Origin of the sequence: Pseudomonas ogarae, from assembly GCF_014268695.2 — a bacterium.
GTDB lineage: Bacteria > Pseudomonadota > Gammaproteobacteria > Pseudomonadales > Pseudomonadaceae > Aquipseudomonas > Aquipseudomonas kilonensis.
Genome location: NZ_CP077086.1, coordinates 599716 through 624493, shown reverse-complemented (window position 1 = coordinate 624493; position 24778 = coordinate 599716). Strand labels below are relative to the sequence as shown.

Below are 24778 nucleotides of genomic sequence, written 5' to 3'. Positions count from 1 at the left end.
ATTTGCGGTCCCAACGCACCACCACCAATCCACAGCGTTATACTCCCGGCTAAATTTTGAACTCAACCTACAAGGATTCGCCCATGAAAGCGTTCGGCAAAATCCTGGGTCTGGTACTTCTCGGGCTGTTGCTGATCATTGTGGCCCTGGGCTTTGCCCTGAGCCACCTGTTCGATCCCAACGACTACAAAGAAGAGATCCGCCAGATAGCCCGCGACAAGGCCCACATCGAGCTGACCCTCAATGGCGACATCGGCTGGAGCCTGTTTCCATGGCTGGGCCTTGAGTTGCACGACGCCAGCGTCGCGACCCTGGCCAGCCCAACGCAGCCTTTCGCCGACCTGCAGATGCTCGGTCTTTCGGTACGGGTGATACCGCTGCTGCGCCGGGAAGTACAAATGAGCGATGTGCGGGTCGAAGGCCTGAACCTGCGGCTCAACCGTGACAAGAACGGTCACGGCAACTGGGAAGACATCGGCAAGGCGCCAGCCTCTACGACGACGGCGAACGCGCCGGCACCGGCAGAACAAGCGACCCCGCCCGCCAGCACCCCGGCCGAAAAACCTGCCCAGCCGACCCGCCTGGACATCGACAGCCTGACCGTGAACAACGCCCGGGTCGAATACACCGACGAGCAGACCGGAAAGCTGTTCACGGCCGAGAGCATCCAACTGAGCACCGGCCCGGTCCACGACTCCACCAATATCCCGGTCACCCTGACCGCATTCCTGTCCAGCAACCAGCCGGCCGTACGCGTACGCACCGAAGTGACGGGTGAACTGCGCTTCGAGCGCGCCCTGCAGCGCTACAAGTTCGAAGACCTGAAACTGTCCGGCGAAGCCACCGGCGACCCCTTGCAAGGCAAGACCCTGAATTTCGCCGCCCAAGGCCAACTGCTCCTGGACAAGGCGGCCAACGTCGCCGAGTGGACCGGCATCAAGCTGTCGCTCAATCAACTGCGCGCCCTGGGTGAACTGAAGGTCAACGACCTCGACAAGACCCCACAATTGAATGGCGGAATATCGATCGCCCAGTTCGATTTGGCGAAGTTCGTCGACAGCGTCGGCCAGAAACTCCCCGCCATGGCCGAAGGCAGCCTGAGCAAGGTCGAGCTGTCCAGCCGCATTGCCGGCACGCCAACCAGTATCGAGCTCAACGACATCAACCTGAAAGTGGACGACAGCAACTTCAGCGGTCGCATTGCCGTGGAGGACTTCGCCAAGCAGTCCCTGCGCGCGCAACTCAAGGCCGACACATTCAACGTCGACCGCTACCTGGCGCCAAAATCCGCCGAAGCCGACAGTTCCAAGGCCGCCCGCGAAGCCGAAGTCAGCAACACCGAAGCCAGCGCCATGGCCGGTGCCGGCAGTACACCGCTGCCAAGCGCTCCGACCCAGGGTGCCTGGAGTAACGATCGACTGTTTCCAGTGGAACGCCTGAGCAAGCTGGACCTCGATGCCGACCTGACCTTCGGGCAACTGACCCTCGATAAACTGCCGATCCAGAACGCTGCGCTCAAGGCCACCGGCCGGGGCGGCCTGCTGACCCTGGAGAACCTGCGAGGCGACCTGTACAGCGGCAACTTCGAAACCAAGGGCACCCTGGACGTGCGCCAGCCTACGCCACAGTTGAGCCTGCAAACGCGCATCAACCGGGTCCCTGCCGAGAAGATCATCGAAAGCCAAGGCAAGAATCCACCGGTCAAAGGCCTGGTCACCGTCAACAGCGCGATCACCGCCAGCGGCAATAGCCAGAAAGCCCTGATCGACAGCCTCGACGGCACCGCCGGGTTCGTCATCAACGATGGCGTGCTGCTCAATGCCAACCTCGAACAGCAATTGTGCAAAGGCATCGCCACCCTCAATCGCCAGACCCTCAGCGGCGAACCCCGGGGCAAGGACACGCCGTTCCAGCAACTCAACGGCAATCTCACTTTCAACAATGGCGTTGCCCACAACCCGGACCTGAAAGTCCGCATTCCCGGCATGACCGTCAACGGCAACGGCGACATCGACCTACGGGTATTGGGCATGGACTATCGCGTCGGCGTCATCGTCGAAGGCGACAAGAGCGACATGCCCGACCCGGCCTGCCAGGTCAACGAACGCTACGTCGACGTCGAATGGCCGTTGCGCTGCCGCGGTCCGCTGGAACTGGGCGCCAAGGCCTGCCGCCTGGACAACGAAGGGCTGGGCAAGGTCGCGGCGAAACTGGCCGGCGACCGTCTCGGCGACAAGATCGATGAGAAGCTCGGCGACAAGGTCAGCCCCGAACTCAAAGATGCGCTCAAGGGGCTGTTCAAGCGATGAGAGCCGAGCAGTTTTCCACCGCCGTACTGGACTGGTTCGACCGCCACGGGCGCCACGATTTGCCCTGGCAACAAGCCATCTCGCCCTATCGGGTGTGGGTCTCGGAAATCATGTTGCAGCAGACCCAGGTCAGTACCGTGCTCAACTACTTCGACCGGTTCATGGCCTCGCTGCCCACCGTCCAAGCCCTGGCCGCCGCGCCGGAAGACGAAGTGCTGCACCTGTGGACCGGGCTGGGCTACTACACCCGTGCGCGCAACTTGCAGAAAACCGCGAAAATCGTCGTCGAACAGTACGACGGGGAGTTTCCCCGGGACGTGGAAAAACTCACTGAGTTGCCGGGGATCGGCCTGTCCACCGCTGGCGCCATTGCCAGCATCAGCATGGGCCTGCGGGCGCCGATCCTCGATGGCAACGTCAAACGCGTGCTGGCGCGCTTCACCGCCCAGGAAGGCTACCCAGGCGAACCCAAGGTTGCGAAACAGCTGTGGGCCACCGCCGAGCGCTTCACGCCACAGGACCGGGTCAACGCCTACACCCAAGCGATGATGGACCTGGGCGCCACGCTCTGTACCCGCAGCAAGCCCAGCTGCCTGCTCTGCCCGCTGAAGCAAGGCTGCGAGGCCCACATGCTGGGCCTGGAAACCCGCTACCCGATTCCCAAGCCCCGCAAGGAAGTGCCCAAGAAGCGCACCTTGATGCCGATGCTGGCCAACCACGAAGGCGCAATCCTGCTTTACCGTCGCCCTTCCACGGGGCTGTGGGGCGGTCTGTGGAGCCTGCCGGAACTCGACGACCTCGACGATCTGCAGCACCTGGCCCTGCAACACTCGCTGGAACTGGGCAGCCAACAGGAGATGCCAAGCCTGGTGCATACCTTCAGCCACTTCCAGTTGGCGATCGAACCCTGGCTGGTCCGGGTCCGGGAAACCGGCCATCACGTGGCCGAGGCCGACTGGCTCTGGTATAACCTCGCCACCCCGCCGCGCCTGGGCCTTGCCGCCCCGGTCAAAACCTTGCTCGAACGCGCGGCCGCCGTAATGAACGCAGGAGAGTTGCAATGACCCGCACCATCATGTGCCGCAAGTACAAAGAAGAACTGGAAGGCCTGGAACGTGCGCCGTTCCCGGGTGCCAAGGGCCAGGACATCTACGACCACGTCTCGGCCAAGGCCTGGGCCGACTGGCAGAAGCACCAGACCCTGCTGATCAACGAAAAACGCCTGAACATGATGAACGCCGACGATCGCAAATACCTTCAGGGCGAGATGGACAAGTACTTTTCCGGCGAAGATTACGCCAAGGCCGAAGGCTACGTACCGCCATCCGAATAAGCTGTTCAACACGGGGACGGATCGTAAGCGACGGTAATAGTTAAATATTTTTTGAAAACTTGCTTGACGCCCCCCTGAAAAACCCGTTTAATGCGCCCCGTTGCCCAGATAGCTCAGTCGGTAGAGCAGGGGATTGAAAATCCCCGTGTCGGCGGTTCGATTCCGTCTCTGGGCACCAAATACCGAAAACCCCGATCAAGCAATTGATCGGGGTTTTTTATTGCCCGGGATTTTCTTCCTCCGCCTTACCGACTCGGCTACATTCGTCCGCTCCCCTCCAGCAAGCGAGTCGACATGGAAATCACCGGCATCCCCTTTGGCACCACCGATTGGTCAACCATCGAGCCCACCGAACACAAAGGCGTCACTGGAACCGCGTATTGGCGCACCCAGCAGTTCGGAAACATTCGCGTGCGGATGGTGGAATATACGCCGGGGTACCTGGCCGACCATTGGTGCACCAAGGGCCACATCCTGTTTTGCCTCAAGGGCGAGCTCAATACTGAACTCGAAGACGGTCGGCAATTTTTGCTCAAGCCCGGCATGAGCTACCAGGTCGCCGACCAGGCCGAACCCCATCGTTCCTCCACTTCATCGGGGGCTACGCTCTTCATAGTGGATTGAGATTCGAAGCGTGCGCGTTGAAGCTGTAGGATAGATGGCCTTATCCATCAGGAATCCGACCATGTCATCGGCGAACAAACAGCAGAAGCGCAGCCAGCGCGCCAAGGCGAAAGCCAAGCAGAACCGTACTAAGCGTGCTGCTGCGCCGAACGATTTCCTCGACCCGAACGACGAGCGCATCGACCTGGAAACCGTGGACCTATCGGACATGTTCCGACTCATGGGCGCTGCCGAAAAGATCAGCCAGCAGGCCATGTGCATCGCCTTCCTGGGGCATCCACTGCTGGAGCTGGTGCTGGAGCAGGAAGGTGAGGAAGAAGCGACCGACTTCATCTTTACCGCATTGATCGAATACCGCCGCTTGACCACCGGTGTGGATGAGCAGACCGCGCTGGATTGGGTGGAAAGCAAACAATTCCAGGCCGATTATGTGGCTGCATCCCAGGCACTGGCGCAAGGCAAGGTCTGACTGTCACCCAAGGGGCCAGAGGGGATGACAGACTGCAGGGATAGTTCCTACAAACCAAGGTCAACCAACATGGGGCGGCGTCATACCCGTCCTGCGTAAACCAGTTATTTTTCCTCCCAAGCAATCAGCCCCGTCCGGCATCATCGAAACGTCGCCCGGAGCATCCTTGCGGTCCGCCCCTCTCAATGGCTGGACACTGCGATGACGCCAATGCTGCCTCAAGATGACCCACAGCTCGCCCCCTTGATCAACGAACTCGGTGAGCTGATTCGCCAGGCACGCCAGAAGGTTCTGCGTGCCGTCGATACGCTCCAGGTACAAACCTGCTGGCAGATCGGCCGGCATATCATTGAATTCGAACAAGGCGGCGCCGAACGGGCGGCCTATGGGACACGGCTGCTGCCGTCACTGGCGAAAGTGCTGACGGCGCGGTTCGGGAAGGGATTTGATGCCTCGAATCTGCGCTACATGCGACTTTTCTATCAGGCCTTTCCAATGTGTGACGCACTGCGTCACGAATTGAGTTGGACCCACTACCGCTTGCTCCTGCGCATCGAAAATGACAATGCTCGTCATTGGTACATGAACGAAGCCGCAGTCCAAAACTGGTCCACCCGCGCCCTGGAACGCCAGATCGGCAGTTTCTATTACGAACGCTTGCTGGCCAGCCGCGACAGGCCTGCGGTGGAGCAGGAAGCCGGCACCCATATCAAGGAAATGAACCTCGGCCCCCGGGACATCGTCAGGGATCCGGTGGTTCTGGAATTCCTCGGCCTGCCCAACGCCGGCACGCTACTGGAAACGGACCTGGAGCAGGCCTTGATCGACCAGCTACAGGGTTTCCTGCTTGAGCTGGGGAAGGGCTTCGCCTTCATTGCCCGTCAGCAACGCATCAGCACCGAAAGCAAAGACTTCTACATCGACCTGGTCTTCTACAACTACCTGCTCAAGTGCTTTGTGATCGTCGATCTCAAACGTGGCGAGCTCAGCCACCAGGACATCGGCCAGATGGATATGTATGTACGTCTCTACGATGATCTCAAGCGCGGCCCTGACGACAAACCTACCGTGGGCATCATTTTCTGTGCGCGCAAAGACGACTCGGTGGTGCGTTACTCCGTCTTGCAAGGCCATGAACAATTGTTCGCCAGCCAATACCAATTGGTGCTGCCCACGGAAGAAGAGCTGCGCAACGAGCTGGATCGCGAACGGGCGCGCCTTGAAGACGTGACAGCCGACACCCAATAACCGCCTTTAGTGTGTTTTTTCAGCAGCGCCTACCCCAAGAACGCTATCCTGCACGTCACCGGCCGCATCCCATTGCTCTCCAATCCAGGTGTTGCGGACCTCCCCTAACGAATTGGAAACCGAAGCCCAATGGCCTCACTGAACAAACAGCAAAAACGCGCCAAGCGCGCCAAAGACAAAGCCAAACAGATCCGCATGACCGGGCGCAAATCGATCCCGATGTATGGCGATCCGGCCCACGCCACCGCCCAGCCGCCGGTCTACGTGCTGGAACTGTTCGCCAAACTGCGCGAAGCCGAGGCCATCAGCCGCAGTGAAATGCTCGATACGCTGCTCGCATCCCTGAGCGTGATGATCAATGAGCGCCCAGGCCTGCTCGACCTGAAAAACGCCGAAAACGAAAGCATGGCGGCGACCAACCTGGCCGCCGACATGCTGGTGGACTACCGCATGTGGGTCGATGAAATGGACCGCGAGAGCGCCCAGCGCTGGCTCAGCACACCGGAGTTCATCAAGGACTTCAGCGAGGCGCTGGACCGCTACCGCCAGACCCTGGAAGAACCCGCCAGCGAATAAACCGGACGGTTATTCGTCACCGTTCCAATGGAACACCAGGTTGCGCGCGGCCCCGCTGCCTACCTCAGCAGTGTCGCGCCGCGCCTCACCATTGCGCGTCGCCACCACGTTGTACTTGCCCGGCGGCAGTTGCACATAAACCAGCGGCCCGACCTCATCCAGCGCCAGCAGCGTTTGCCCCGATGCGTTCTGCACGGTGACCTCCACATCCGGGATGTATTTGTTTTCCGGGCCAACCGCGAATGTCATGTGCAAGTTGTAACCCTGGGCCTGCCCGATGGCCCGGGCTTCATCCTCACCGATACCGCCCGACAGGTAAGTGATGCCGTTCTGCTGCATGGGTTGGACCTGCACGCCGGTGTTGTCTATGGGCGCGAGGTTGGTGGCATTGAGGGCGATGGGGAACAGCAGGATGCCGATGGCAACGAAAGGCAACAACAAATGGTGGAGGGATTTCATGATGGAAACTCCCGCTCTCTGGAAAAAACCAATTGAGGCTTCTTGTTTGATTATTAATCGTCCACATGGGTTTAGACCGATTGGAACTTGCCCACACTGCGGATTGGAATAGAGGAATTCAGATAATCCCCTCCCAGGACAATAAACAGGCACAACACGAACGCTCATCCGGTTAACCCTTCCAACCCCCGCCCAAAGCTGGCACCATCGCGCCTTTTTTTACGCGACTCCCCGGACTTTTCATCGGTAACCAGGTTCAAACGGCCGTTCGGTTGTTGATGGCGCGACAGTCTGCTGCGCCGATGCGACAACCTGCCGCACATCACCGGTTTACCGCCCGTAGCGCTGTTGGCTGCCATTCGGACGCATGCTAGCTTGGCCGCCTCGCCAAGGAAGGCAGCCAACAGCAAGGGAGCACATACCATGAGGACCGCACATGGCCCAGGCCACGCCCGCGCTTGAAATCCGCAACCTGCACAAACGCTACGGACAGCTGGAGGTGCTCAAAGGCGTCTCGCTGACCGCCCGCGACGGCGATGTGATCTCGATCCTCGGATCCTCCGGGTCCGGCAAGTCCACGTTCCTGCGCTGCATCAACCTGCTGGAAAACCCTAACCAGGGCCAGATCCTGGTGGCCGGCGAAGAGCTCAAGCTCAAGGCCGCAAAGAACGGTGAACTGGTGGCCGCGGACGGTAAACAGATCAACCGCCTGCGCAGCGAGATCGGTTTTGTCTTCCAGAACTTCAACCTTTGGCCGCACATGAGCGTGCTCGATAACATCATCGAAGCGCCGCGCCGGGTACTTGGCCAGAGCAAGGCCGAAGCCGTCGAAGTGGCCGAAGCGCTGCTGGCCAAGGTCGGTATCGCCGACAAGCGCCACGCCTACCCGGCCGAACTGTCTGGCGGCCAGCAACAACGCGCAGCCATCGCCCGCACACTGGCGATGCAACCCAAGGTGATTCTGTTCGACGAACCCACCTCCGCCCTTGACCCGGAAATGGTTCAGGAAGTACTTAGTGTGATCCGCGCCCTGGCCGAAGAAGGACGCACCATGCTGCTGGTCACCCATGAAATGGGCTTCGCCCGTCAGGTTTCCAGCGAAATCGTGTTCCTTCATCAAGGCCTGGTCGAGGAGCAAGGATCGCCACAGCAGGTCTTCGAGAACCCGCTTTCGGCGCGCTGCAAACAATTCATGTCCAGCAACCGCTAACGGAGCAGTACACATGCAGACCTACAAGAAATTCCTCCTGGCCGCAGCGGCCAGCCTGGTCTTTTCGGCCAGCGCCATGGCGGCCGAAAAACTGAAGATGGGCATCGAAGCGGCCTATCCGCCGTTCAACAACAAGGACGCCAGCGGCCAGGTCGTGGGGTTCGATAAAGACATCGGCGACGCCCTGTGCGCCAAGATGAAAGTCGAGTGCGAAGTGGTCACTTCCGACTGGGACGGCATCATCCCGGCCCTGAACGCCAAGAAGTTCGACTTCCTGGTCTCGTCGCTGTCGATCACTGAAGAACGCAAGCAGGCCGTGGACTTCACCGACCCGTACTACTCCAACAAACTGCAATTCATCGCGCCAAAAAATGTCGACTTCAAAACCGATAAAGCCTCACTCAACGGCAAGGTCATCGGGGCACAACGCTCCACCCTCGCCGGCACCTGGCTGGAAGATGAAATGGGCAGCGACATCACCACCAAGCTTTACGACACCCAGGATAACGCCTACCTGGACCTGACCTCCGGCCGCGTCGACGCGATCCTGGCGGACAAATACGTGAACTACGACTGGCTGAAAACCGATGCTGGCCGTGCTTACGAATTCAAGGGCGACCCGGTGGTGGAAAGCGACAAGATCGGTATCGCCGTGCGCAAGGGTGATCCGCTGCGCGACAAGCTGAACGCTGCCTTGAAAGAAATCGTGGCCGACGGCACCTATAAAAAGATCAACGACAAGTACTTCCCGTTCAATATCTATTGATATTGACGTGCCTGGCCGGCGCAGCTCCCTGGCAGCGCCGGCCCTTAGCAAAGCCTGCCGCGATATGAATTCCTACCCATGATGATCGATCTCTACGGATTCGGCCCGGCGCTTGCCGCCGGCGCGCTGATGACCGTCAAGTTGGCGCTCACGGCCCTCTGCCTGGGGCTGGTGCTCGGCCTGCTCGGCGCCTTGGCCAAGACCTCGCCGCACAAGCCGCTGCAATGGCTGGGCGGCACCTATTCGACACTGGTTCGCGGCATCCCGGAATTACTCTGGGTACTGCTGATCTATTTCGGCACCGTCAACCTGATGCGTGCCCTGGGTGAGTATTTCGGCAAACCCGACCTCGCCCTCGACGCCTTCGCCGCCGGGGTCATTGCCCTGGGCCTGTGCTTTGGCGCCTACGCCACTGAAGTGTTTCGCGGCGCGATCCTGGCGATCCCCAAAGGCCACCGCGAGGCCGGCGTCGCCCTCGGCCTGTCGAAGTGGCGGATCTTCACCCGGTTGATCATGCCGCAGATGTGGCGCATCGCCCTGCCCGGCCTGGGCAACCTGTTCATGATCCTGATGAAGGACACCGCGCTGGTCTCAGTGATCGGCCTGGAAGAAATCATGCGCCATGCGCAAATCGGCGTGACCGTGTCCAAGCAACCGTTCACCTTCTATACAGTCGCAGCATTCATGTACCTGGGCCTGACGGTGCTCGCCATGATCGGCATGCACTTGCTGGAACGACGCGCCGCCCGTGGATTCACCAGGAGCACCCAATGAACTGGGACGTCATCATCAAGTGGCTGCCGAAGCTGGCCCAAGGCGCCACACTGACCCTGGAACTGGTGGCCATCGCCGTGATCGCCGGGCTGCTGCTGGCGATTCCACTGGGCATCGCCCGCTCTTCGCGCCTGTGGCAGGTGCGGGCGTTGCCCTACGCCTACATCTTCTTTTTCCGTGGCACGCCGCTACTGGTACAGCTGTTTTTGGTCTACTACGGCCTGGCGCAATTCGATGCCGTGCGCAGCAGTGCCTTGTGGCCGTACCTGCGGGATCCGTTCTGGTGCGCCACGGCTACCATGACCCTGCACACCGCCGCCTACATCGCCGAAATCCTGCGCGGTGCGATCCAGGCCATCCCCCGTGGCGAGATCGAAGCCGCACGGGCCCTGGGCATGTCCCGGTCCAAGGCACTGCTTTACATCGTGCTGCCCCGCGCCGCGCGCATCGGCCTGCCGGCCTACAGCAACGAAGTAATCCTGATGCTCAAGGCCAGCGCCCTGGCGAGCACCGTGACCCTGCTGGAACTCACCGGCATGGCCCGCACCATCATTGCCCGGACCTACCTGCCGGTGGAGATATTCTTCGCGGCCGGCATGTTCTACCTGCTGATGTCCTTCCTGTTGGTGCAAGGCTTCAAGCAGTTGGAGCGCTGGTTGCGCGTCGATGCCTGCCAAGGGCGCTGACAGCGGCGTGCTGACGGGCGAGGCCCTGCTCGCCCGCTTCACGGCGCTGGACGTTTTTCTCACAGCGCACCAAGCACTGTGGAAACCGCGTCCGTTCACCCATCTGCAACTGCCTTGGGAAACGTCCCACCCGGAATTGGCCCAATGGCTACGCCAGCGTTCACTGGAAGCTGCGGAAAACGACCATCATCAGCCGTGGTTGATGGAAGACGCGCCAGCGCCATTCCCGGAATTGGCCGCTATCTCCCGCGCATTGAGCGCTGTAGCAGAATTGCCGGCCAGCACGCTCGCAGCACCAAGCCATCGTCTAAACGTCGACGTGCCCGGGCGCAAATGGCAGCAGATCGAAGCCTTCGCCAGCCGCCTGCACTTCACCGCCCAACCGACCCACTGGCTCGATTGGTGCGCCGGCAAAGGCCACCTCGGTCGACGCCTGCTGCACGGTGAGCAGCAACTGACCTGCCTGGAGTACGACCCCGCACTGGTCGCCAGCGGCCAACAACTGAGCCTGCGCCATCACCTGCCCGCCACCCATCTGCAACAAGACGTGTTGGCGGCAGACGCAACCCTGGCGCTCCACGCCGAACACACCCCCGTGGCCCTGCACGCCTGCGGCGACCTGCATGTGCGCCTGATGCAACTGGCCAGCGCCGTGGGTTGTGCACAACTGGCAATCGCGCCGTGCTGTTACAACCGCATCAGCAGCGAGCGTTATCAAGCGCTGTCCGACGCCGCCAGGGGCTCTGCCCTACAACTGTCGCTCGACGATCTCAGCCTGCCACAGACCGAAAGCGTCACCGCTGGCGCGCGCGTCAGAAGACAACGGGACCACTCCATGGCCTGGCGCCTGGGCTTCGACGTGCTGCAACGGCAAATCAGAGGGTGCGACGACTACCTGCCCACTCCCTCATTGCCCAGCGCCTGGCTGGAAAAATCCTTCGCCCAGTACTGCACCGACCTGGCGGCCCTGAAAGACTTATCCACAGTCGGCACGCCGGATTGGGTCGCCCTGGAAGCAGCAGGCCATCAGCGCCTGGCCGAAGTGCGCAACCTGGAGTTGCTGCGAGGCCTTTTCCGACGGCCGCTGGAGCTTTGGCTGGTACTGGATCGGGCGCTTTTCCTCAGTCAAAAAGGCTATCAGGTTCGCCTTGGCGCCTTCTGCGAAACACCGCTAACGCCACGCAATCTGCTGTTGCTGGCAGAGCGTTGCTGAGACGAAACAGCCTGTGGATAACTCTGTTGATGAAATAAACCTGGATCCAAGAAATCCGTGATTTCCTGACCGAATCAGCATTGGTCATTTTTTGTTCATATGGATAAAAAACCATGAAAACAGGCATTTGCGACGAAACGCGAAAGCGGTCACAAAATCGCAAGATGTCCCGCGCCTCATCCTGCCCGTTGTGCATAAGCGTCTAAGCAAAACGACATAACCGCCGAATTCAGTGCTGCTCCGTGCCAGTAATTGCGTCCGCCGTGCCCGTGCTATACAAGAACCCAACGTATCGTGATTGAGACAATGCCGACACGCTCATGGACTGGCCGTAACGTTCATTTCCAACAACGCCCCCACGACATCAACCTGCAATGCGTGGCCGGCGAAACCGCTTTCCTTCTACACCATCGCCGACACCGGCCTGTCCACGGTAGAAGCCAGCATCGCCCTACAACACCGCGACGCCGGCATGGACGTGCGCAACCAGACCGTCCAGTCCCGCACCCTGGCCTCCATCTGCGAGCAATACGCCCAGGACCGCCCCATCCACTTCCTGAAAATCGACGTCGAAGGCCACGAAGAAACCGTGCTACGCGGCATGGACTTCAGCCGCTGGCGCCCCTGGATCATCCTCATCGAAACCCCATGGGCCCGCGACCAGACCTGGGAAGCCCTGGTGACCGACGCCGGCTACCAGTCCATCCTGTTCGACGGCATCAACACCTACTACCTCGCCGAGGAACACCTGGCCCTCAAACCCGCCTTCGACATCCCACCGTGCAACCTCGACGGCTTCCAACTCTGCAAAGGCCACAAATTCAGCCACCCCGTCGAAGATGCAGACCAACAACTCAGCGCCGCCCTGCAACGGGCTGAACAGGCCGAAGCCCAACTCCACGCCATGCAAAATAGCCGTGCGTGGCGAGCCTTGCAGAAAGTACGCGCCCTGCTGTGCCGCGCTTGAGCATGGGTCGTGCAAAAATAGTCAGAATTCAGGGGTTTACAGAACGCACTCAATCGCTATAATCGTCGCCCACACGCCGGTATAGCTCAGTTGGTAGAGCAACTGACTTGTAATCAGTAGGTCCCGGGTTCGACTCCTGGTGCCGGCACCACATTAGGCTCCATTGCATTCCACCGAATGCTCTGGAAGCCCCGAAAACCCGCCTTTTGGCGGGTTTTTTCGTTCCAGGACCCTCTGTCGGGATCCAACAAAATCCCCCTTCCCCGAGGGTATGTTAGGGGTACTGCGATTTCCCGGTCAGGAGCGCGTACCCCCATGCCACGTCTAGCGATCCCCCTCAGCGACCTGCAATGCCGCACGGCCAAAACCCGCGAACGCGCCTACAAACTGTTCGACGGCGGCGGCATGTACCTTTTCGTCAAACCCAATGGCGTGAAGACCTGGCGCTTGAAGTACACCAAGCCCAACGGCAAGGAAGGCACGCTCATCATCGGCAATTACCCCATCGTTACCCTTTCCGTCGCACGACGTAAGCGAGACGAAGCCAAGGCGTTGCTGCTAGACAACCTCGACCCAATGGAAGAAAAGAAGAAGGCCAGGATCGTAGCCCAGCGGGCGGCACTGCTTTTCGAAACCGTTGCTCTGGAGTGGCACGCTGATATGTCCCGCCGCTGGACCGAAGGCCACGCAAAAACCGTAATGAGCCGACTGCGCACCCACGTCTTCCCGCTGATCGGCCAACGCCCCATCGCCGAACTCGATACCCATGACCTGCTAGAGATCACCCAGCGCATCAAGGAACGCGGCACCATGGATGTGGCGTTAAGGGTACAGAACTACTTATCCACCATCATGCGCGGGGCCAAAAGGGCTCGGCAGATCACCACGAATCCTGCACTGGATCTGGCAGGCTCGATTCACGCGCCGCGCACAGTCCATCGCCCGGCCCTATCCCTCAACCGCCTACCCGAACTGCTACAACGCATCGACAACTACAACGGTCGCGAGCTGACGCGCCTTGCTGTGCTACTGACTCTGCATGTATTCGTCCGCTCCAGCGAACTGCGCTTCGCTCGATGGAGTGAGTTCGACCTACAACGCGCCATGTGGGAAATTCCCGATACGCGCGCACCGATTGAAGGGGTACGCAACTCCACACGTGGGACCAAGATGAACGGCGACATTCAAATGGTTCCGCTATCGCCGCAGGTCATCGAAATACTGGAGCGCCTGCGCAGCCTCAGTCGCTTTTCAGAGTTGGTGCTACCGGGCGACCACAAGTACTGGAAGCCCATGTCCGAGAATACGGTGAACACCATGCTCCGTAACGTCGGCTATGACACCAGCAAGGACGTGTGCGGCCACGGCTTCAGGACCATGGCCTGTAGCGCCCTACTAGAGTCCGGGTTATGGACCGACGCTGCCATCGAAAGACAAATGAGTCACAAGGAACGCAACCGCGTGCGCGCCGCGTATATCCACAAAGCTGAATTTCTGGAGCAGCGCCGGCTGATCATGGCGTGGTGGAGCAACTACATTGATGCCAACCGCCATGGGCATGTGACACCCCACGAATTCGCTCACCCAGTCGGCGACAACATCACTGCCCTACAAAATAGCCGTGGCACATCCAAACGTGGGTAAGCCTGTGAGATCACCGTTGTCCGCCCTTCCACGCGGGTCCATCCAAGCGGGGCTGCAAAGCCGCCCTGCTTGGATGGACCTCATTTAAAAAATCTAAAGCCCACGCAAATTGTCTGTGGAAAACCACAGATTTCCACCGGTGGATAACTTCATCCACAGCCGCAGAATTCCCGAAAATTCGAGCCTTGACCCAAATTATCCACAGGCGTAGAAAAGATCGGGCAAAGCGCTGTCTTTGACAGCAACCCAGGTAGCCAGAACCTTTAAGGCTACGCCACACCGTGGTGGTTCTCCCAAAGTGCGATTAGCGTCCGGCGGCTCGCACGGTCACAGCGATGTGATGGATGCCTACTTTTACCAGTGTGCCCACTGCGGCAACTTCCCCCTTTCATAGCTGCCCTGCAGCAACCTATCCGCTTGGCCATTTCATTGAGCCAACCTGCGCCCGTCTCTTTCTCCCGGAAAGAGACGGGCGCTCCTACCGCTGCTGCAGCCCAACTCGTACAAGGCTTTGCGGCATTCCCCCTCGTGACAATCGACGTGACAAACACCGAAGTCACCAGCAACAGCGATGCCGACGATGGTGCCGCAGGCCACGGAATGGATTGCACCTGACTGACAGTCAGGCATGCCCCGGTCATCGCATCACTGCCTTCACCTGCCTCAAGATCTCGCGGCGTCGGTCTCGTCAGCCAGCGCAGCCTCCACCCGCCCACTTCCTCGGAAGTGCTCAGGAGGCCAGATCATGAGATGCCCAAGCTCCCGGTCGTAAGGAGCCGCCAGTCCCGCGTTAGCGGACAACCCTCACAGGTCGCAGGGGCCTTGATCCCTGATAACACTCAACATTCTTGGCGGGATGACGCGGGGAAAATTTTAAAAGTTTTGGCTTCGAGAGAAGTTCGATCATGGCATTGGTCGATAGACGGGATGGGCGCAATTTTGGCTATAGCCGGCAATTGAGCTATGCGGGGCCGCAAGCGCTGAAAGATCTGTTTGGCGGTGGGCATTACGGGACGGTCAAAGCGCACAGTGATCGCTGGCACGCGTTTGTACGCTGGTGTCGGTCGGAGGAAGGGCCGGGGTTTAACGATGCGCGACAGATTAATCGGCAGACCTTGCTGGACTACGCCGGGCACCTGTGCCAACAAGTTGAACAAGGTGAGCTGGCCATCGCCACAGCGCAAAACCGGTTGTCCAGCGTCAACCGGACCATGGCCGCGCTTCGCGGTGATCAGTATGTGAAAGTGCCGAGCCCGAGTAAGGCGCTGGGAATGCGGCGCACCAGTGTTCGTCACTCGGTGCCGCAAGGCCAAGACCGCGAACAGGTGAAGCGAATCGTCGAGGTACTTTGCGAACACCAGCAGGCGCGAGCCACCGGCATGCGCTTACGCGAAGCGATTTTGGCCGACCTTCCGCGCCTGAAGCGCGAGTCTGAACATTACGGGAAGATCAACATCCAGGATGGCACTAAAGGTGGCCGTTCGGGTGCGTCAGCTCCTCGTTGGATCGAGGTGGATGAGCATATTCGCGAAGCGCTGAGATTCGCCGAACAGGTCTCACCCGACGACAGCCACAACCTGCTTGCGCCGAACGAAAGCTATCTCGATTCCAACGGGAAATCGTCCGCGCTGCACGGGACCTCCTCCATAAGCACAACCTCAAAGGCTTTCATGAATTACGGGCGGCCTTTGCATGCGAACGCTATGAGCAAATCACCCAGCATCCCGCGCCTATCAACGATGGCCATTGCTACCAACTCGAGCGACGCCTCGATCAGGAGGCCCGAGTGCAAATCAACTATGAACTCGGACACGGCCGTATCGACGTGGTGTCGGCTTACATTGGTGGCCGCAGATGAGCACGGCATTCGATATGAATCTGTTCCTGGCGGGCGTCCTGACCGGGTCGCATACCACGTGCCAACGCCACCTGTGTCAGGCGAAGGCTATCCAATCAGCAATCGCTGAGCGCTGGCAACGCGACAATCCATGGACTTGGCAGAGAAAACACCTTGCATGGTTTTTGAATCACCACCTAAACCAGCACACTGAATCGACGCGCTATTACTATTTGCTGACCATTCAATTACTCATTTATCGCCTAGGAAAATCCTGGCAGTTCAACCGCTAAACGAAGGTCAGAAAACGGCCAAAAGCCGCCGGTCGCAGGCCAAGTCAATTGCTAGCCCACCCCGCTGTAGGTATTTACTCACATGTCGACCGCACCCGCAGCCGTATGACTTACGTACATTCGGTCATCAGCAGCCGGAGCCCGATCTAGATTCCTGGTTGACAAGCACCTTGCGGATTGAGAATTTGAGACCATTTACTCATCGGAATGGATCTCTGTGTCGAGCAATAACCTCAAGCCAAGAATCAGCTACATCAAGTCTCGCTTACGGCATCGATGGTGACGGATCACCCAGCACAACATAAAATTTAAACCATAAAAAATTTTCTTGGAGCATCCAATGACATTTAAAGTTATCGGAAAAACGATCGATCTGAAAAGTGGTTCTCACGTCATATACTGCCAGGCATCACCGGAGCGATATTTAGACATTGTCGGAGAGCGATTTGGAGAGTTCTCTATTCAGCGCAAAAGAGAAACTCATAAAGCATATAAGAGACTGAAGAATGATATAATTGAAGGTTCCTTACTTCCTTCCATAACGCTATCTGTTAAGCATCATCTTGTAGAAGAAATAACTAAAAGTTTCGATGAAGATGCTGCACTGGAAAGATTGCTATCTGGGCATGATGTGGTAGACATCCTCGATGGCCTTCAAAGAACATTTATTCTTTCTGATATTAAATCAGAAGGAATACAATTCAAAGAAAATCAAGAGCTTCTTTTAGAGTTTTGGCTTGAGCCGGAAATCAGCAAATTAATCTATCGAATGATAGTGCTTAACTCTGGACAAAAGGCAATGTCCATGAGGCACCAAGTTGAGCTATTATTTCTTTCGCTCCGAGAAACTATTGTCAACAAGGTTGACGGAATCGAAATCATCAGAGAGAAAGACACAAAAAGAAGAACTCAGCCAAACAAGTACTCTCTAAACAATATCGCCTCGTCGTATCACGCTTTTATCACAGCACAACACGAGACCGACAAGGAAAACCTCGTAGCACAGCGTCTAATTGATGAAGATGCTTTCGATTCCACCGAGCAAGAACTCACAGAGCAATTCGAAGACTATATAAAATATCTACGGATATTTTATGAGCTAGATCAACTATGCTGGCAACACTATACTAATCTAGATTTTGATCAGCTATTTGCAGAAAGAGACGATGATAATCTGCAAATCCAACGAGATGCTCTCGAAGACGCCGCCCCATGGCTGGGCACAGAAAACGTAATGCTAGCTTTTTTCGGTGCTATATCTCAATACATTAACCTTGGCAAAAAGAATAGAGTTGATAATGCGCTCGCCTCATTAATTGAAGATGCAAAAAATGCAGATATAACCGACCCACTGGGCATTGTAAGCTTTAATACAGTCAAGTCAGGTTTGAATGCGAGAAAAACAAACGTTGGTTTTGCAACAAGGAAACTCATCGCAACGGGATTCAAAGAATTTTTCCGCGAAGACGGCGAAGTAAAACTGCACAGATGCTGGCCTTCTGCGGCGGAGTGATCAATGAACGTTATAGGGGTTTCGAAAAATATTCATTCAATTGTTCAGCTGTTTGAAAATGCTGGCAGTGAATTCAATCCTGAATGGAACGCAGAAGAACATTTTATTATTAATAATTTTATTGCCCTGCCTGTATTCGAGCTAGAATGCTCAATCAACGCGGAGGAAGATATTGATATTAATGATGAGCACGGAAACTTACTGGGAGTGCTGTGCCCGATGGGGGCTCCAGGCGATATTTATTCAGTAAACGAGTTGAGCACCCATAAACTCAATGCATTTATTCACGACATAGACGACGACCAATTTGGGCTGAGTCAGTCACATATTTTTAAAAGCCACTACTTGCTTATTCATAAAGATTTCATTACTCAATACACTTCAGATTTCCTAGAATCCGCCCCAATTTGGGGTGGATTCACTCACAAAACGCGCCCCCCTAAATACAAAAAAACAATTACAAAAATAACAATTTCGAAGAAGATGTTCACGCCAACAATTCGTCACAACGCTGACCTTGAAAGAGCGATATCAGCGGCGAATGGTTTTGATCGATTTCTAAAATACTATCATCAGCTTGAGCTTCTATTTGATGTTATCTTTGTTTCAAAAATCAGAAGTCTACCCAAGCACTCCATTGAAGGATTTAGCTCTGTTGTAAAGGATTATCAAAGGAAAGAACTTGAGTCGCTTAAGGGCATTTTTAAAGATTATGTTACCGACTCACAAGCACTACTTTCTATCATGGCAAGCTGTACGCCATACATTCAAATCATGGAAGCTGTTTTCCAAGATTACTCCAAAGAGGGAAACCCTGTAACTTCTGACCACACGAAATGGGCTAATCTCCTCACATTTCTTCAAGGCAATGACCATACTTTCGCCAGAGCAAAACAGTTAACGTTAATCGCGCAGAGCACAGGCAGTTTGCTCGATCAATTTATATTGAATTTAACAGCGTACTGGATTTACCGTATACGCTGCTCGATAGCTCATAACAAGATCGGGGAGTTCATCTTCAGCGATTCACATGAGGAATTTATCGTTGAGTTTGGCGAGAGGCTAATAAAGGAGGTCATAATGCAAATTTTTTCGAACAACGACCTCGAAGGAGTTTTATCTAGTTAGATAAAAACTATTGAAATTCGAAGCTTTCATAAGAAGGGGGACGCCATAGGGCGCGCCTCCTTTAGTGTAGCCCTACAGCCCTGCATACAAGAGGGACTCTAGGGGGCGATGACATGCTGTGGTAATCGTTATTAAAATCGACTGATGGAATTTTTTCTATGTTTTGTGACAAGGAAGCCTAGCGAACATCGACTGATTACCTGCCAGACGCAGGCTGAGAAGTTCACTTGATTTCGCGCAAAGAATCAAAAATATCGTGAATTTCATTATCGTCATTGCTGCGCTCGTGTCGAAAATCTTTCCAATCTTCGTACATGTTATCAGTGTAGGAAGCTTGCTCATTTTCAAACTCACTCATCTTCTCACGCACCGATTCGATAGAACTATTAAAATCAAACTGTGTAATGTCTGCAATAGTCCTAAGCGTCTCATCGAGGGCCTCAAATTCAGAAACCGAGCGGCACTCATGGATCTCATCACTAAGAGAATTATCTTGAAAGAACTCGACAGCCGTATATAGATCAGTGCTCAGATCCTCGTCCAAACCCTCAAGCTTTACTACAATCAACAAGTCTTTTAATTCCTCAGCGCTACAACCTGTCGAAGCTTCTTTTGCCAAGGCGCGAATAATACGAGAATGTAGTGCTGCATCTCTACGCAACGCTTCAAAAGTAGAGTTTTCTATTTTTCTAAGTAAGTCCACGCCTATTTCGATATTCGCAACTTCCGACTCCCAGCTGACAAGAAGTGCATTAAGCGCTGCTACGGACGCCTGAAGAAGTCCACTTGATTGCAGTTTTTCCGCTGCGTCGATCATCGTACCTACGCGAAGCTCAAGACGATCGTCAATATAGGAGTAGCCTTTTTTAACAAATACTCTCCGAGGAGCCATGAAGAGACGCTCAAATGCTGTTGCCACCCGATGGGATTCGTGGATTAGGTGTTTAAGCACATCGCGACTATCTTCATCTAGAGAAAAGGTCCATATGCGCCGAATTTGCTCGAAACGAATGGAGCTCTCGATCATATCCAGCGCGTTTGGCGTATCTCTACGAACGACCGCATTCAACATATCGAGTACCGATGGATCAATTACTTCAATTTTTTTTCCAGGGCGAATGAATGACCCATTCAACTCTCCAAGCCCGGATCGCCAATCGGAAGGTTTGATCTGAAAACGATATCGCTGAGCCCGAAGTTCGTGCAAAGAATAAAAAGCGCGCTCCAAAAGTTCTGGTTCACATATTCCGCTGTATGTATAAAGAGCCAAGAGGATGCTCCGAGCCGAATCGCTAATCTGAAACTCGTAAGCATGGCGCCAAATTTCTTCAGGGTTAGCTAATAAGGCTCTAACGAAATCCTGGTATTTTTCTGGAGTGGATGATTTGACACGTTGAAAAGTTGAAAGCCAGTTTATCAACCGTGGATTAAACTTCTGATGCTGGACGATCTCCATATAAAAGCGATTAGACAATAAGGCAGCCCGATAACCTTCAGGTAAATCGCTAAAATAAATGTGATTGTATAAAATTTCCGCACGTTGCATTCGACTATAGTCGCCGATTGATAGCACGCAGCGACTGTCAATTAAACTCGCGTGACTGAATCTCTCTGAAGTTGCGATAGCCTGCCTCAGAATATGCTCGCGTGTAGTCATAATCAATTTTGCAGTAGATGATGACCGTATCATTTCAATAAATTCGACAATGGCACGATCTTCGTTTCGATTAAAAACGGATGCTTGTTCACCTAAAAACGTTGCACCTATAAAATCGTCAAAATAGAAAACTTGCTTTTTACCTTTATGATAAAGTTCGCGACCAACCTGAAAATCTGTCAGAATTGAAACTGCTTCAAAACCAAGCTCAATATGTTTATACAATAGCATTTTAGCAAGTGATGTTTTTCCTACACCAGGAGTTCCAGAAATAATTACAACGTGCTCTCTTGTTAGCATCTCCAATGATCTTGGATACGCCGCATTCCTGACATATTTATGAATGTCACGGTGAACTTGAGCCACATCAAAATCACTTTGCGTAAGCGATGCATTGTGTATCACACGATCTAGCATTGCGCGGCTTGTAAGCCAGAGTTTGTAATGCTGCTGCTCAACTTGTGGATAGATGCTGAGTAGATTATTAATGTCGTCGGAACCCAAAATATCATATGTAGTCAACATCCCATCGAACAAAGACTTGATTTCATCTTTGTTCGGGGGGGTTAACCCTACCGAAGTAACCAATATATAGCGGGGCGATTTCATTTTTGCAGCTTTCACTGCTTCTTTTTTCAGGTCTCTTATGAGCCCAGAAAGCCCGGTACCTACGTAATGTTTGCATTGGACTATGACATTATCTGTACCGGTGGCATGTCGAAAATCTATCCCTTGATCCCTTCCGGCCTTAAATGACTCTAGAACGATTCCCTCTCGAGCTTGAAGCAGATCGCGAGCGAGCTGCTCGAAGTCATGAGGGGATAATTGCTTGAAGTCATAATCCGGCATATCAGACTCTTATGGTGGTCCTGGAGTAGTTTAGGCGGCCCGTCAGATGATGGCACACAAGGTTTGAATCGGCGTCATTTTTGTCAGAGTTGATCGTCAGCTCTTGGCCGTCTGCGGCCTGTCGCCACGGCAGTTTTTGGCGAACTCCTGACTATTCTCTACGGAGGGGATGATCGACAACGTTCGAATTCAGGAGGTTTACCATTCCGTATGCGGCTCTGAATTTCTTGCAGACCGACAACGTGCTGACATCTAAAAAATCCCGAGTTCGATTCCACCGAACGCCATAACTAGCTGATTTATTTATAGTTACTAGTTGGGGTACGCCGAATTTCCCACCGAACTCCAGACGCCCGAAAAACCTAGCCCCGTCGAAACATACCGTTCGTCTGGTGCCGCACCATACAAAACGAAGCCCTCGCAGAAATGCGAGGGCTTTGTTGTTTCTGGAAGGTTTAAACCTCCTGGAAGCTGGATAAAGATCAGCGCCGCCTTATCAGCATCGACAGAACAAACTTTGCTCGCGCGCCTGCTCGTTACAATTTCACGTCAGTGCAACGTTGACGGTCTCTTACACCTACCTATAATGCACCCCAACACACCCGCCAAGCCTAGGTTGACCCAGTCAGCAAGCTCAAATCGTGCGGGTTTTTTTTGCCTGGAGAAAACTACATGAGGCCCTTCGACAAACCGGCTCTCAGCGTAGAACAGCAATTGGAACTGCTAAAGCAACGAGGCTTGCACATCGCCAACGATGATCGGGCCATGCGTTTTCTCGAAGTGGTCACGCTGTTTCGCCTGAGTCCCTACATGCGCCCCTTTCAGGAGCCAGACCCTGAACACACTTTCAAGCCCGGCAGCACACTGAAGGTAATCGTCGACATCTACCGCTTCGATGGTTCGTTGCGGCGCATCACCATGGACGCCATCGAACGTGTCGAAGTCGCCATACGAGCGACCATCAGCAATCATATGTGTCCAAAATACGGGCCTGACTGGATAGCTGACGCGTCAGTTTTCTCCTCGTCATACTCTCACCCCGATCTGTTGCGTCCGTTGCGGGAGCAAATGAGTAAGGAGCGCAGCAAACTCAGACGTGATATCGACCGCATCAAAAAGGGCCGACAAGCCGATGGGCTCCAGCAACAGCGGATCGAAAACCGCATGCGTGACAACTATTTCCGCTACTACGGTGCAACCTATGCCCACCCTGAGCTGCCGCCCGCTTGGGCAGTCCTGGAAGAACTCAGCCTTGGGACGGTATCTACTCTCTTCAATGCCATAGGCAAAAGCGCCGACAAGAAAGCGATCGCCAACCGATTCAGCCTGCCCTTCGAAGTACTGGCCTCCTGGCTACACACGCTGACCTTCATTCGCAACTGCTGTGCCCACCACTCACGGCTATGGAACCGAGAGCTCTCGATACGACCATCCTTGCCTAAAGAATGGGCCATCCCAACGGCTCCCGCCGACCGGCCGCAGCCCAAACAGCGGCTATACGTTGTATTGACGATGCTCGCCTACCTAACCGACTTGGTCAGCCCAGACAGCCAGTGGAAGCTTCGCCTGGCCGAAATCATGGATCAGCAGGAAGTGGATTATTTGAGAGTCATGGGATTTCCAAATAGTTGGAAAGATCAACAGCAATGGCGCCTAGCGTAAGGAAGCTAGAAACAGACTACGGACAATTTCTGTTTGATTATTCCAGCCAAAAATCGTGGTCTGTCCCATCGATTCCATAACGATGCACTTCCCCATCGACCCTACGACCTTCTCATAATCTGATCAGAATGGTAGCGGTTACCCGCTACCTTCTCTTAGTGATACGGGTTAGTAGTTATGAGAAAAATTAGACTTAACCACGCTTGAGATATAGCTGTTGAGTCCTCGGCCTGCCACTGCAAGTCGCTGCAACTCCGCGACCACCCCTAGGCCGGGGCGGTTGGAGTCATACACTTAGGTTCTATAGGCCCTGAGGCAAACTGTACGGTAATCACCCCTTGGCCCAGTTCATATGCCACCACATTGGACTGACCACTGAGATTTTTATAACGCTCCATGTTTTCTCACCTGTTTAGGCTAGCAAGTCGCCAGCACAATCCACTTTAAACTCCAACTGATACCCAGCCAAGGCGGCTACCTTCAATCACTAGAAGAATCATCAAAATCACGGATTCTGCCATTATCGAGTGGTGTAGGGGAGTTCTCTAAGAGACTAAAGTTCAGCAATTTGATGGCGCAATACGAATCCCTCCCGGTTCGATTCGCTAAACGTCATAAATAGCTGATTTAGTTATAGTTACCGATGAAGTACGCCAAACTTTCCACCGAACTCCAGTCCCGCAGAAAATCTAGCCCCGTCGACCACAACCATTCGTCTGGTGCCGCACCATACAAAACGAAACCCGCAAAGAAATACGGGCCTTGGTTGTTTCTGAGCATTGGTGGAATCGCCGTTGAGCCTGATGCACTTCATCCCCTATAGCGCTAGCTCATGTCATATTCCCCCAGCGCTGGGCACGGATCTCTGCCACCAAATTGTCGGAGACAGATTTCCCTTGATCGGCCTCGCCTACCACCATTTCAATCTGTGCAATCAGCGCCCTCTCGTACTCGCTGCAGTCGCGCGGAATGGCATCGCCGAGTCCATTCGGCCTGGGCAGGTCAGTGAGAGAGTTAGAAAGGTATTCCGGCAGAATCAAAGATATTTCGGCCATGACAACCTCAATGGGGAACGTTTGCTGAGCATCTTACCGTCAAGCGTCCAACCAAAGATTTGGAAGGGCGTCTTTAGGATGTTTCACTAAAGTTTTCCGGGCCGGCCCCCTTTTCAATGCTTGATTGGGGAGTTGCAACGGCCTGAGCAAGCACCACCTTCACGATCTCGAAGGTATCCTTCCGACTGCAACTGCGTCATTTCTGCCTGCCCATCGAACTCAAGGCTATAGATCATCCATTGAAACCTTAACTCGTTGGGGAGCAGCAAGCCGCTCTCGCGCCTTATGGATCAAGACCACATCATCCTCGCCCATCAGGACTGCCATGGAAGGCAACTGGCCCTGGTTGGGCACAACCTGCAAGGTTTCTCCCGATGTCATTTGATGCGCGGACGCGAGCACGTCCTGCTGAAATTGCTCGTGTTCATCATCCATAGGAATTTCCTCCAGACGCTTGTCTTCGCGCGCGTCGTATAGTCGGCTACATCGGCCAACACGCGAATTAT

21 protein-coding genes, 2 tRNA genes and 2 pseudogenes are annotated in these 24778 nt (G+C 55.1%); 21 read left to right on the top strand and 4 right to left on the bottom strand.

Going from position 1 to position 24778, the window contains the following annotated elements:
- The first annotated feature begins 83 nt into the window (after positions 1–83).
- The 8 genes from HU749_RS02685 (at position 84) to HU749_RS02650 (ending at position 6559) form a co-directional block, all read left to right on the top strand.
- The gene (locus HU749_RS02685; RefSeq protein WP_095963318.1) at positions 84–2309 is read left to right on the top strand and encodes an AsmA family protein; all 2226 of its coding nucleotides are present in this window, start codon (positions 84–86) and stop codon (positions 2307–2309) included.
- The gene (gene mutY / locus HU749_RS02680; protein ID WP_046064083.1) at positions 2306–3373 is read left to right on the top strand and encodes an A/G-specific adenine glycosylase; all 1068 of its coding nucleotides are present in this window, start codon (positions 2306–2308) and stop codon (positions 3371–3373) included. The genes HU749_RS02685 and mutY overlap by 4 nt, the downstream gene beginning before the upstream one ends.
- Positions 3370–3642, top strand: coding sequence for an oxidative damage protection protein (locus HU749_RS02675; protein WP_186651400.1), 273 nt, complete (start codon positions 3370–3372; stop codon positions 3640–3642). Before mutY ends, HU749_RS02675 begins: the two co-directional genes overlap by 4 nt.
- Before the next feature lie 102 nt (positions 3643–3744).
- Positions 3745–3820 (top strand) — tRNA-Phe (locus tag HU749_RS02670).
- A gap of 116 nt (positions 3821–3936) precedes the next feature.
- Entirely contained in the window at positions 3937–4266 is a 330-nt protein-coding gene (locus HU749_RS02665; protein ID WP_046064082.1) for a DHCW motif cupin fold protein, read from the top strand.
- A gap of 61 nt (positions 4267–4327) precedes the next feature.
- Positions 4328–4735, top strand: coding sequence for a hypothetical protein (locus HU749_RS02660; protein WP_014336090.1), 408 nt, complete (start codon positions 4328–4330; stop codon positions 4733–4735).
- 201 nt (positions 4736–4936) lie between these two features.
- Entirely contained in the window at positions 4937–5983 is a 1047-nt protein-coding gene (locus HU749_RS02655; protein ID WP_186651402.1) for a PDDEXK nuclease domain-containing protein, read from the top strand.
- Between the two features lie 129 nt (positions 5984–6112).
- A complete protein-coding gene (locus HU749_RS02650; RefSeq protein ID WP_014336088.1) occupies positions 6113–6559 on the top strand; it encodes a hypothetical protein in 447 nt (148 codons plus the stop codon).
- Between the two features lie 9 nt (positions 6560–6568).
- On the opposite strand, the gene HU749_RS02645 is transcribed toward HU749_RS02650, so the two are convergent.
- Positions 6569–7018, bottom strand: coding sequence for a carboxypeptidase regulatory-like domain-containing protein (locus HU749_RS02645; protein ID WP_186651404.1), 450 nt, complete (start codon positions 7016–7018; stop codon positions 6569–6571).
- Positions 7019–7454: 436 nt separating this feature from the next.
- Here HU749_RS02645 and HU749_RS02640 point away from each other — a divergent pair, with 436 nt between their 5' ends.
- The 12 genes and pseudogenes from HU749_RS02640 to HU749_RS02585 all read left to right on the top strand — a co-directional run bounded on the left by HU749_RS02640 (position 7455) and on the right by HU749_RS02585 (position 19049).
- On the top strand, positions 7455–8228 hold the full coding sequence (locus HU749_RS02640; protein WP_079301527.1) for an ABC transporter ATP-binding protein: 774 nt from the start codon (positions 7455–7457) through the stop codon (positions 8226–8228).
- A 13-nt stretch (positions 8229–8241) separates the two neighbouring features.
- Positions 8242–8994, top strand: a complete 753-nt coding sequence (locus HU749_RS02635; RefSeq protein ID WP_014336085.1) for an ABC transporter substrate-binding protein — start codon at positions 8242–8244, stop codon at positions 8992–8994.
- 78 nt (positions 8995–9072) lie between these two features.
- On the top strand, positions 9073–9768 hold the full coding sequence (locus tag HU749_RS02630; protein WP_046064079.1) for an ABC transporter permease: 696 nt from the start codon (positions 9073–9075) through the stop codon (positions 9766–9768).
- The gene (locus HU749_RS02625) at positions 9765–10454 is read left to right on the top strand and encodes an ABC transporter permease (RefSeq protein ID WP_046064078.1); all 690 of its coding nucleotides are present in this window, start codon (positions 9765–9767) and stop codon (positions 10452–10454) included. Before HU749_RS02630 ends, HU749_RS02625 begins: the two co-directional genes overlap by 4 nt.
- On the top strand, positions 10435–11667 hold the full coding sequence (locus HU749_RS02620) for a methyltransferase (protein WP_186651406.1): 1233 nt from the start codon (positions 10435–10437) through the stop codon (positions 11665–11667). The genes HU749_RS02625 and HU749_RS02620 overlap by 20 nt, the downstream gene beginning before the upstream one ends.
- 315 nt (positions 11668–11982) lie before the next feature.
- Positions 11983–12634, top strand: a pseudogene (locus tag HU749_RS02615) (FkbM family methyltransferase); the annotation flags it as partial.
- Between the two features lie 75 nt (positions 12635–12709).
- Positions 12710–12785, top strand: a tRNA-Thr gene (locus HU749_RS02610).
- 164 nt (positions 12786–12949) lie between these two features.
- Positions 12950–14278, top strand: a complete 1329-nt coding sequence (locus HU749_RS02605) for a tyrosine-type recombinase/integrase (RefSeq protein ID WP_186651408.1) — start codon at positions 12950–12952, stop codon at positions 14276–14278.
- 905 nt (positions 14279–15183) lie between these two features.
- Positions 15184–16136: pseudogene (locus tag HU749_RS02600) on the top strand (site-specific integrase).
- A complete protein-coding gene (locus HU749_RS02595; protein ID WP_186651410.1) occupies positions 16133–16408 on the top strand; it encodes a hypothetical protein in 276 nt (91 codons plus the stop codon). Before HU749_RS02600 ends, HU749_RS02595 begins: the two are co-directional and overlap by 4 nt.
- Before the next feature lie 340 nt (positions 16409–16748).
- Positions 16749–17921 carry a hypothetical protein gene (locus HU749_RS02590; protein WP_186651412.1) on the top strand — a complete coding sequence of 391 codons (1173 nt, stop codon included), beginning with the start codon at positions 16749–16751 and terminating at the stop codon, positions 17919–17921.
- Between the two features lie 3 nt (positions 17922–17924).
- Positions 17925–19049, top strand: a complete 1125-nt coding sequence (locus tag HU749_RS02585) for a hypothetical protein (protein ID WP_186651414.1) — start codon at positions 17925–17927, stop codon at positions 19047–19049.
- A gap of 223 nt (positions 19050–19272) precedes the next feature.
- Here HU749_RS02585 and HU749_RS02580 read toward each other — a convergent pair whose 3' ends face one another.
- A complete protein-coding gene (locus tag HU749_RS02580; RefSeq protein ID WP_186651417.1) occupies positions 19273–21555 on the bottom strand; it encodes an nSTAND3 domain-containing NTPase in 2283 nt (760 codons plus the stop codon).
- A gap of 672 nt (positions 21556–22227) precedes the next feature.
- Between HU749_RS02580 and HU749_RS02575 the strand changes: the two genes are divergently transcribed.
- A complete protein-coding gene (locus HU749_RS02575) occupies positions 22228–23217 on the top strand; it encodes an Abi family protein (protein WP_186651419.1) in 990 nt (329 codons plus the stop codon).
- An 830-nt stretch (positions 23218–24047) separates the two neighbouring features.
- Here HU749_RS02575 and HU749_RS02570 read toward each other — a convergent pair.
- Positions 24048–24272: a CopG family transcriptional regulator gene (locus HU749_RS02570; RefSeq protein WP_186651421.1), complete on the bottom strand. Its 225-nt coding sequence runs from the start codon at positions 24270–24272 to the stop codon at positions 24048–24050.
- A gap of 225 nt (positions 24273–24497) precedes the next feature.
- Entirely contained in the window at positions 24498–24707 is a 210-nt protein-coding gene (locus HU749_RS02565) for a hypothetical protein (protein ID WP_052719950.1), read from the bottom strand.
- Positions 24708–24778 lie beyond the last annotated feature (71 nt).

What these genes read in the sequence shown, in the direction of transcription:
- HU749_RS02620 (WP_186651406.1), top strand. Translation starts at nt 10,435, where the DNA reads ATGCCTGCCAAGGGCGCTGACAGCGGCGTGCTGACGGGCGAGGCCCTG.
- HU749_RS02590 (WP_186651412.1), top strand. Translation starts at nt 16,749, where the DNA reads ATGACATTTAAAGTTATCGGAAAAACGATCGATCTGAAAAGTGGTTCT.
- HU749_RS02625 (WP_046064078.1), top strand. Translation starts at nt 9,765, where the DNA reads ATGAACTGGGACGTCATCATCAAGTGGCTGCCGAAGCTGGCCCAAGGC.
- HU749_RS02675 (WP_186651400.1), top strand. Translation starts at nt 3,370, where the DNA reads ATGACCCGCACCATCATGTGCCGCAAGTACAAAGAAGAACTGGAAGGC.
- HU749_RS02665 (WP_046064082.1), top strand. Translation starts at nt 3,937, where the DNA reads ATGGAAATCACCGGCATCCCCTTTGGCACCACCGATTGGTCAACCATC.
- HU749_RS02580 (WP_186651417.1), bottom strand. Translation starts at nt 21,555, where the DNA reads ATGCCGGATTATGACTTCAAGCAATTATCCCCTCATGACTTCGAGCAG.
- HU749_RS02645 (WP_186651404.1), bottom strand. Translation starts at nt 7,018, where the DNA reads ATGAAATCCCTCCACCATTTGTTGTTGCCTTTCGTTGCCATCGGCATC.
- mutY (WP_046064083.1), top strand. Translation starts at nt 2,306, where the DNA reads ATGAGAGCCGAGCAGTTTTCCACCGCCGTACTGGACTGGTTCGACCGC.
- HU749_RS02640 (WP_079301527.1), top strand. Translation starts at nt 7,455, where the DNA reads ATGGCCCAGGCCACGCCCGCGCTTGAAATCCGCAACCTGCACAAACGC.
- HU749_RS02605 (WP_186651408.1), top strand. Translation starts at nt 12,950, where the DNA reads ATGCCACGTCTAGCGATCCCCCTCAGCGACCTGCAATGCCGCACGGCC.
- HU749_RS02575 (WP_186651419.1), top strand. Translation starts at nt 22,228, where the DNA reads ATGAGGCCCTTCGACAAACCGGCTCTCAGCGTAGAACAGCAATTGGAA.
- HU749_RS02565 (WP_052719950.1), bottom strand. Translation starts at nt 24,707, where the DNA reads ATGGATGATGAACACGAGCAATTTCAGCAGGACGTGCTCGCGTCCGCG.
- HU749_RS02630 (WP_046064079.1), top strand. Translation starts at nt 9,073, where the DNA reads ATGATGATCGATCTCTACGGATTCGGCCCGGCGCTTGCCGCCGGCGCG.
- HU749_RS02655 (WP_186651402.1), top strand. Translation starts at nt 4,937, where the DNA reads ATGACGCCAATGCTGCCTCAAGATGACCCACAGCTCGCCCCCTTGATC.
- HU749_RS02595 (WP_186651410.1), top strand. Translation starts at nt 16,133, where the DNA reads ATGAGCACGGCATTCGATATGAATCTGTTCCTGGCGGGCGTCCTGACC.
- HU749_RS02660 (WP_014336090.1), top strand. Translation starts at nt 4,328, where the DNA reads ATGTCATCGGCGAACAAACAGCAGAAGCGCAGCCAGCGCGCCAAGGCG.
- HU749_RS02570 (WP_186651421.1), bottom strand. Translation starts at nt 24,272, where the DNA reads ATGGCCGAAATATCTTTGATTCTGCCGGAATACCTTTCTAACTCTCTC.
- HU749_RS02685 (WP_095963318.1), top strand. Translation starts at nt 84, where the DNA reads ATGAAAGCGTTCGGCAAAATCCTGGGTCTGGTACTTCTCGGGCTGTTG.
- HU749_RS02585 (WP_186651414.1), top strand. Translation starts at nt 17,925, where the DNA reads ATGAACGTTATAGGGGTTTCGAAAAATATTCATTCAATTGTTCAGCTG.
- HU749_RS02635 (WP_014336085.1), top strand. Translation starts at nt 8,242, where the DNA reads ATGCAGACCTACAAGAAATTCCTCCTGGCCGCAGCGGCCAGCCTGGTC.
- HU749_RS02650 (WP_014336088.1), top strand. Translation starts at nt 6,113, where the DNA reads ATGGCCTCACTGAACAAACAGCAAAAACGCGCCAAGCGCGCCAAAGAC.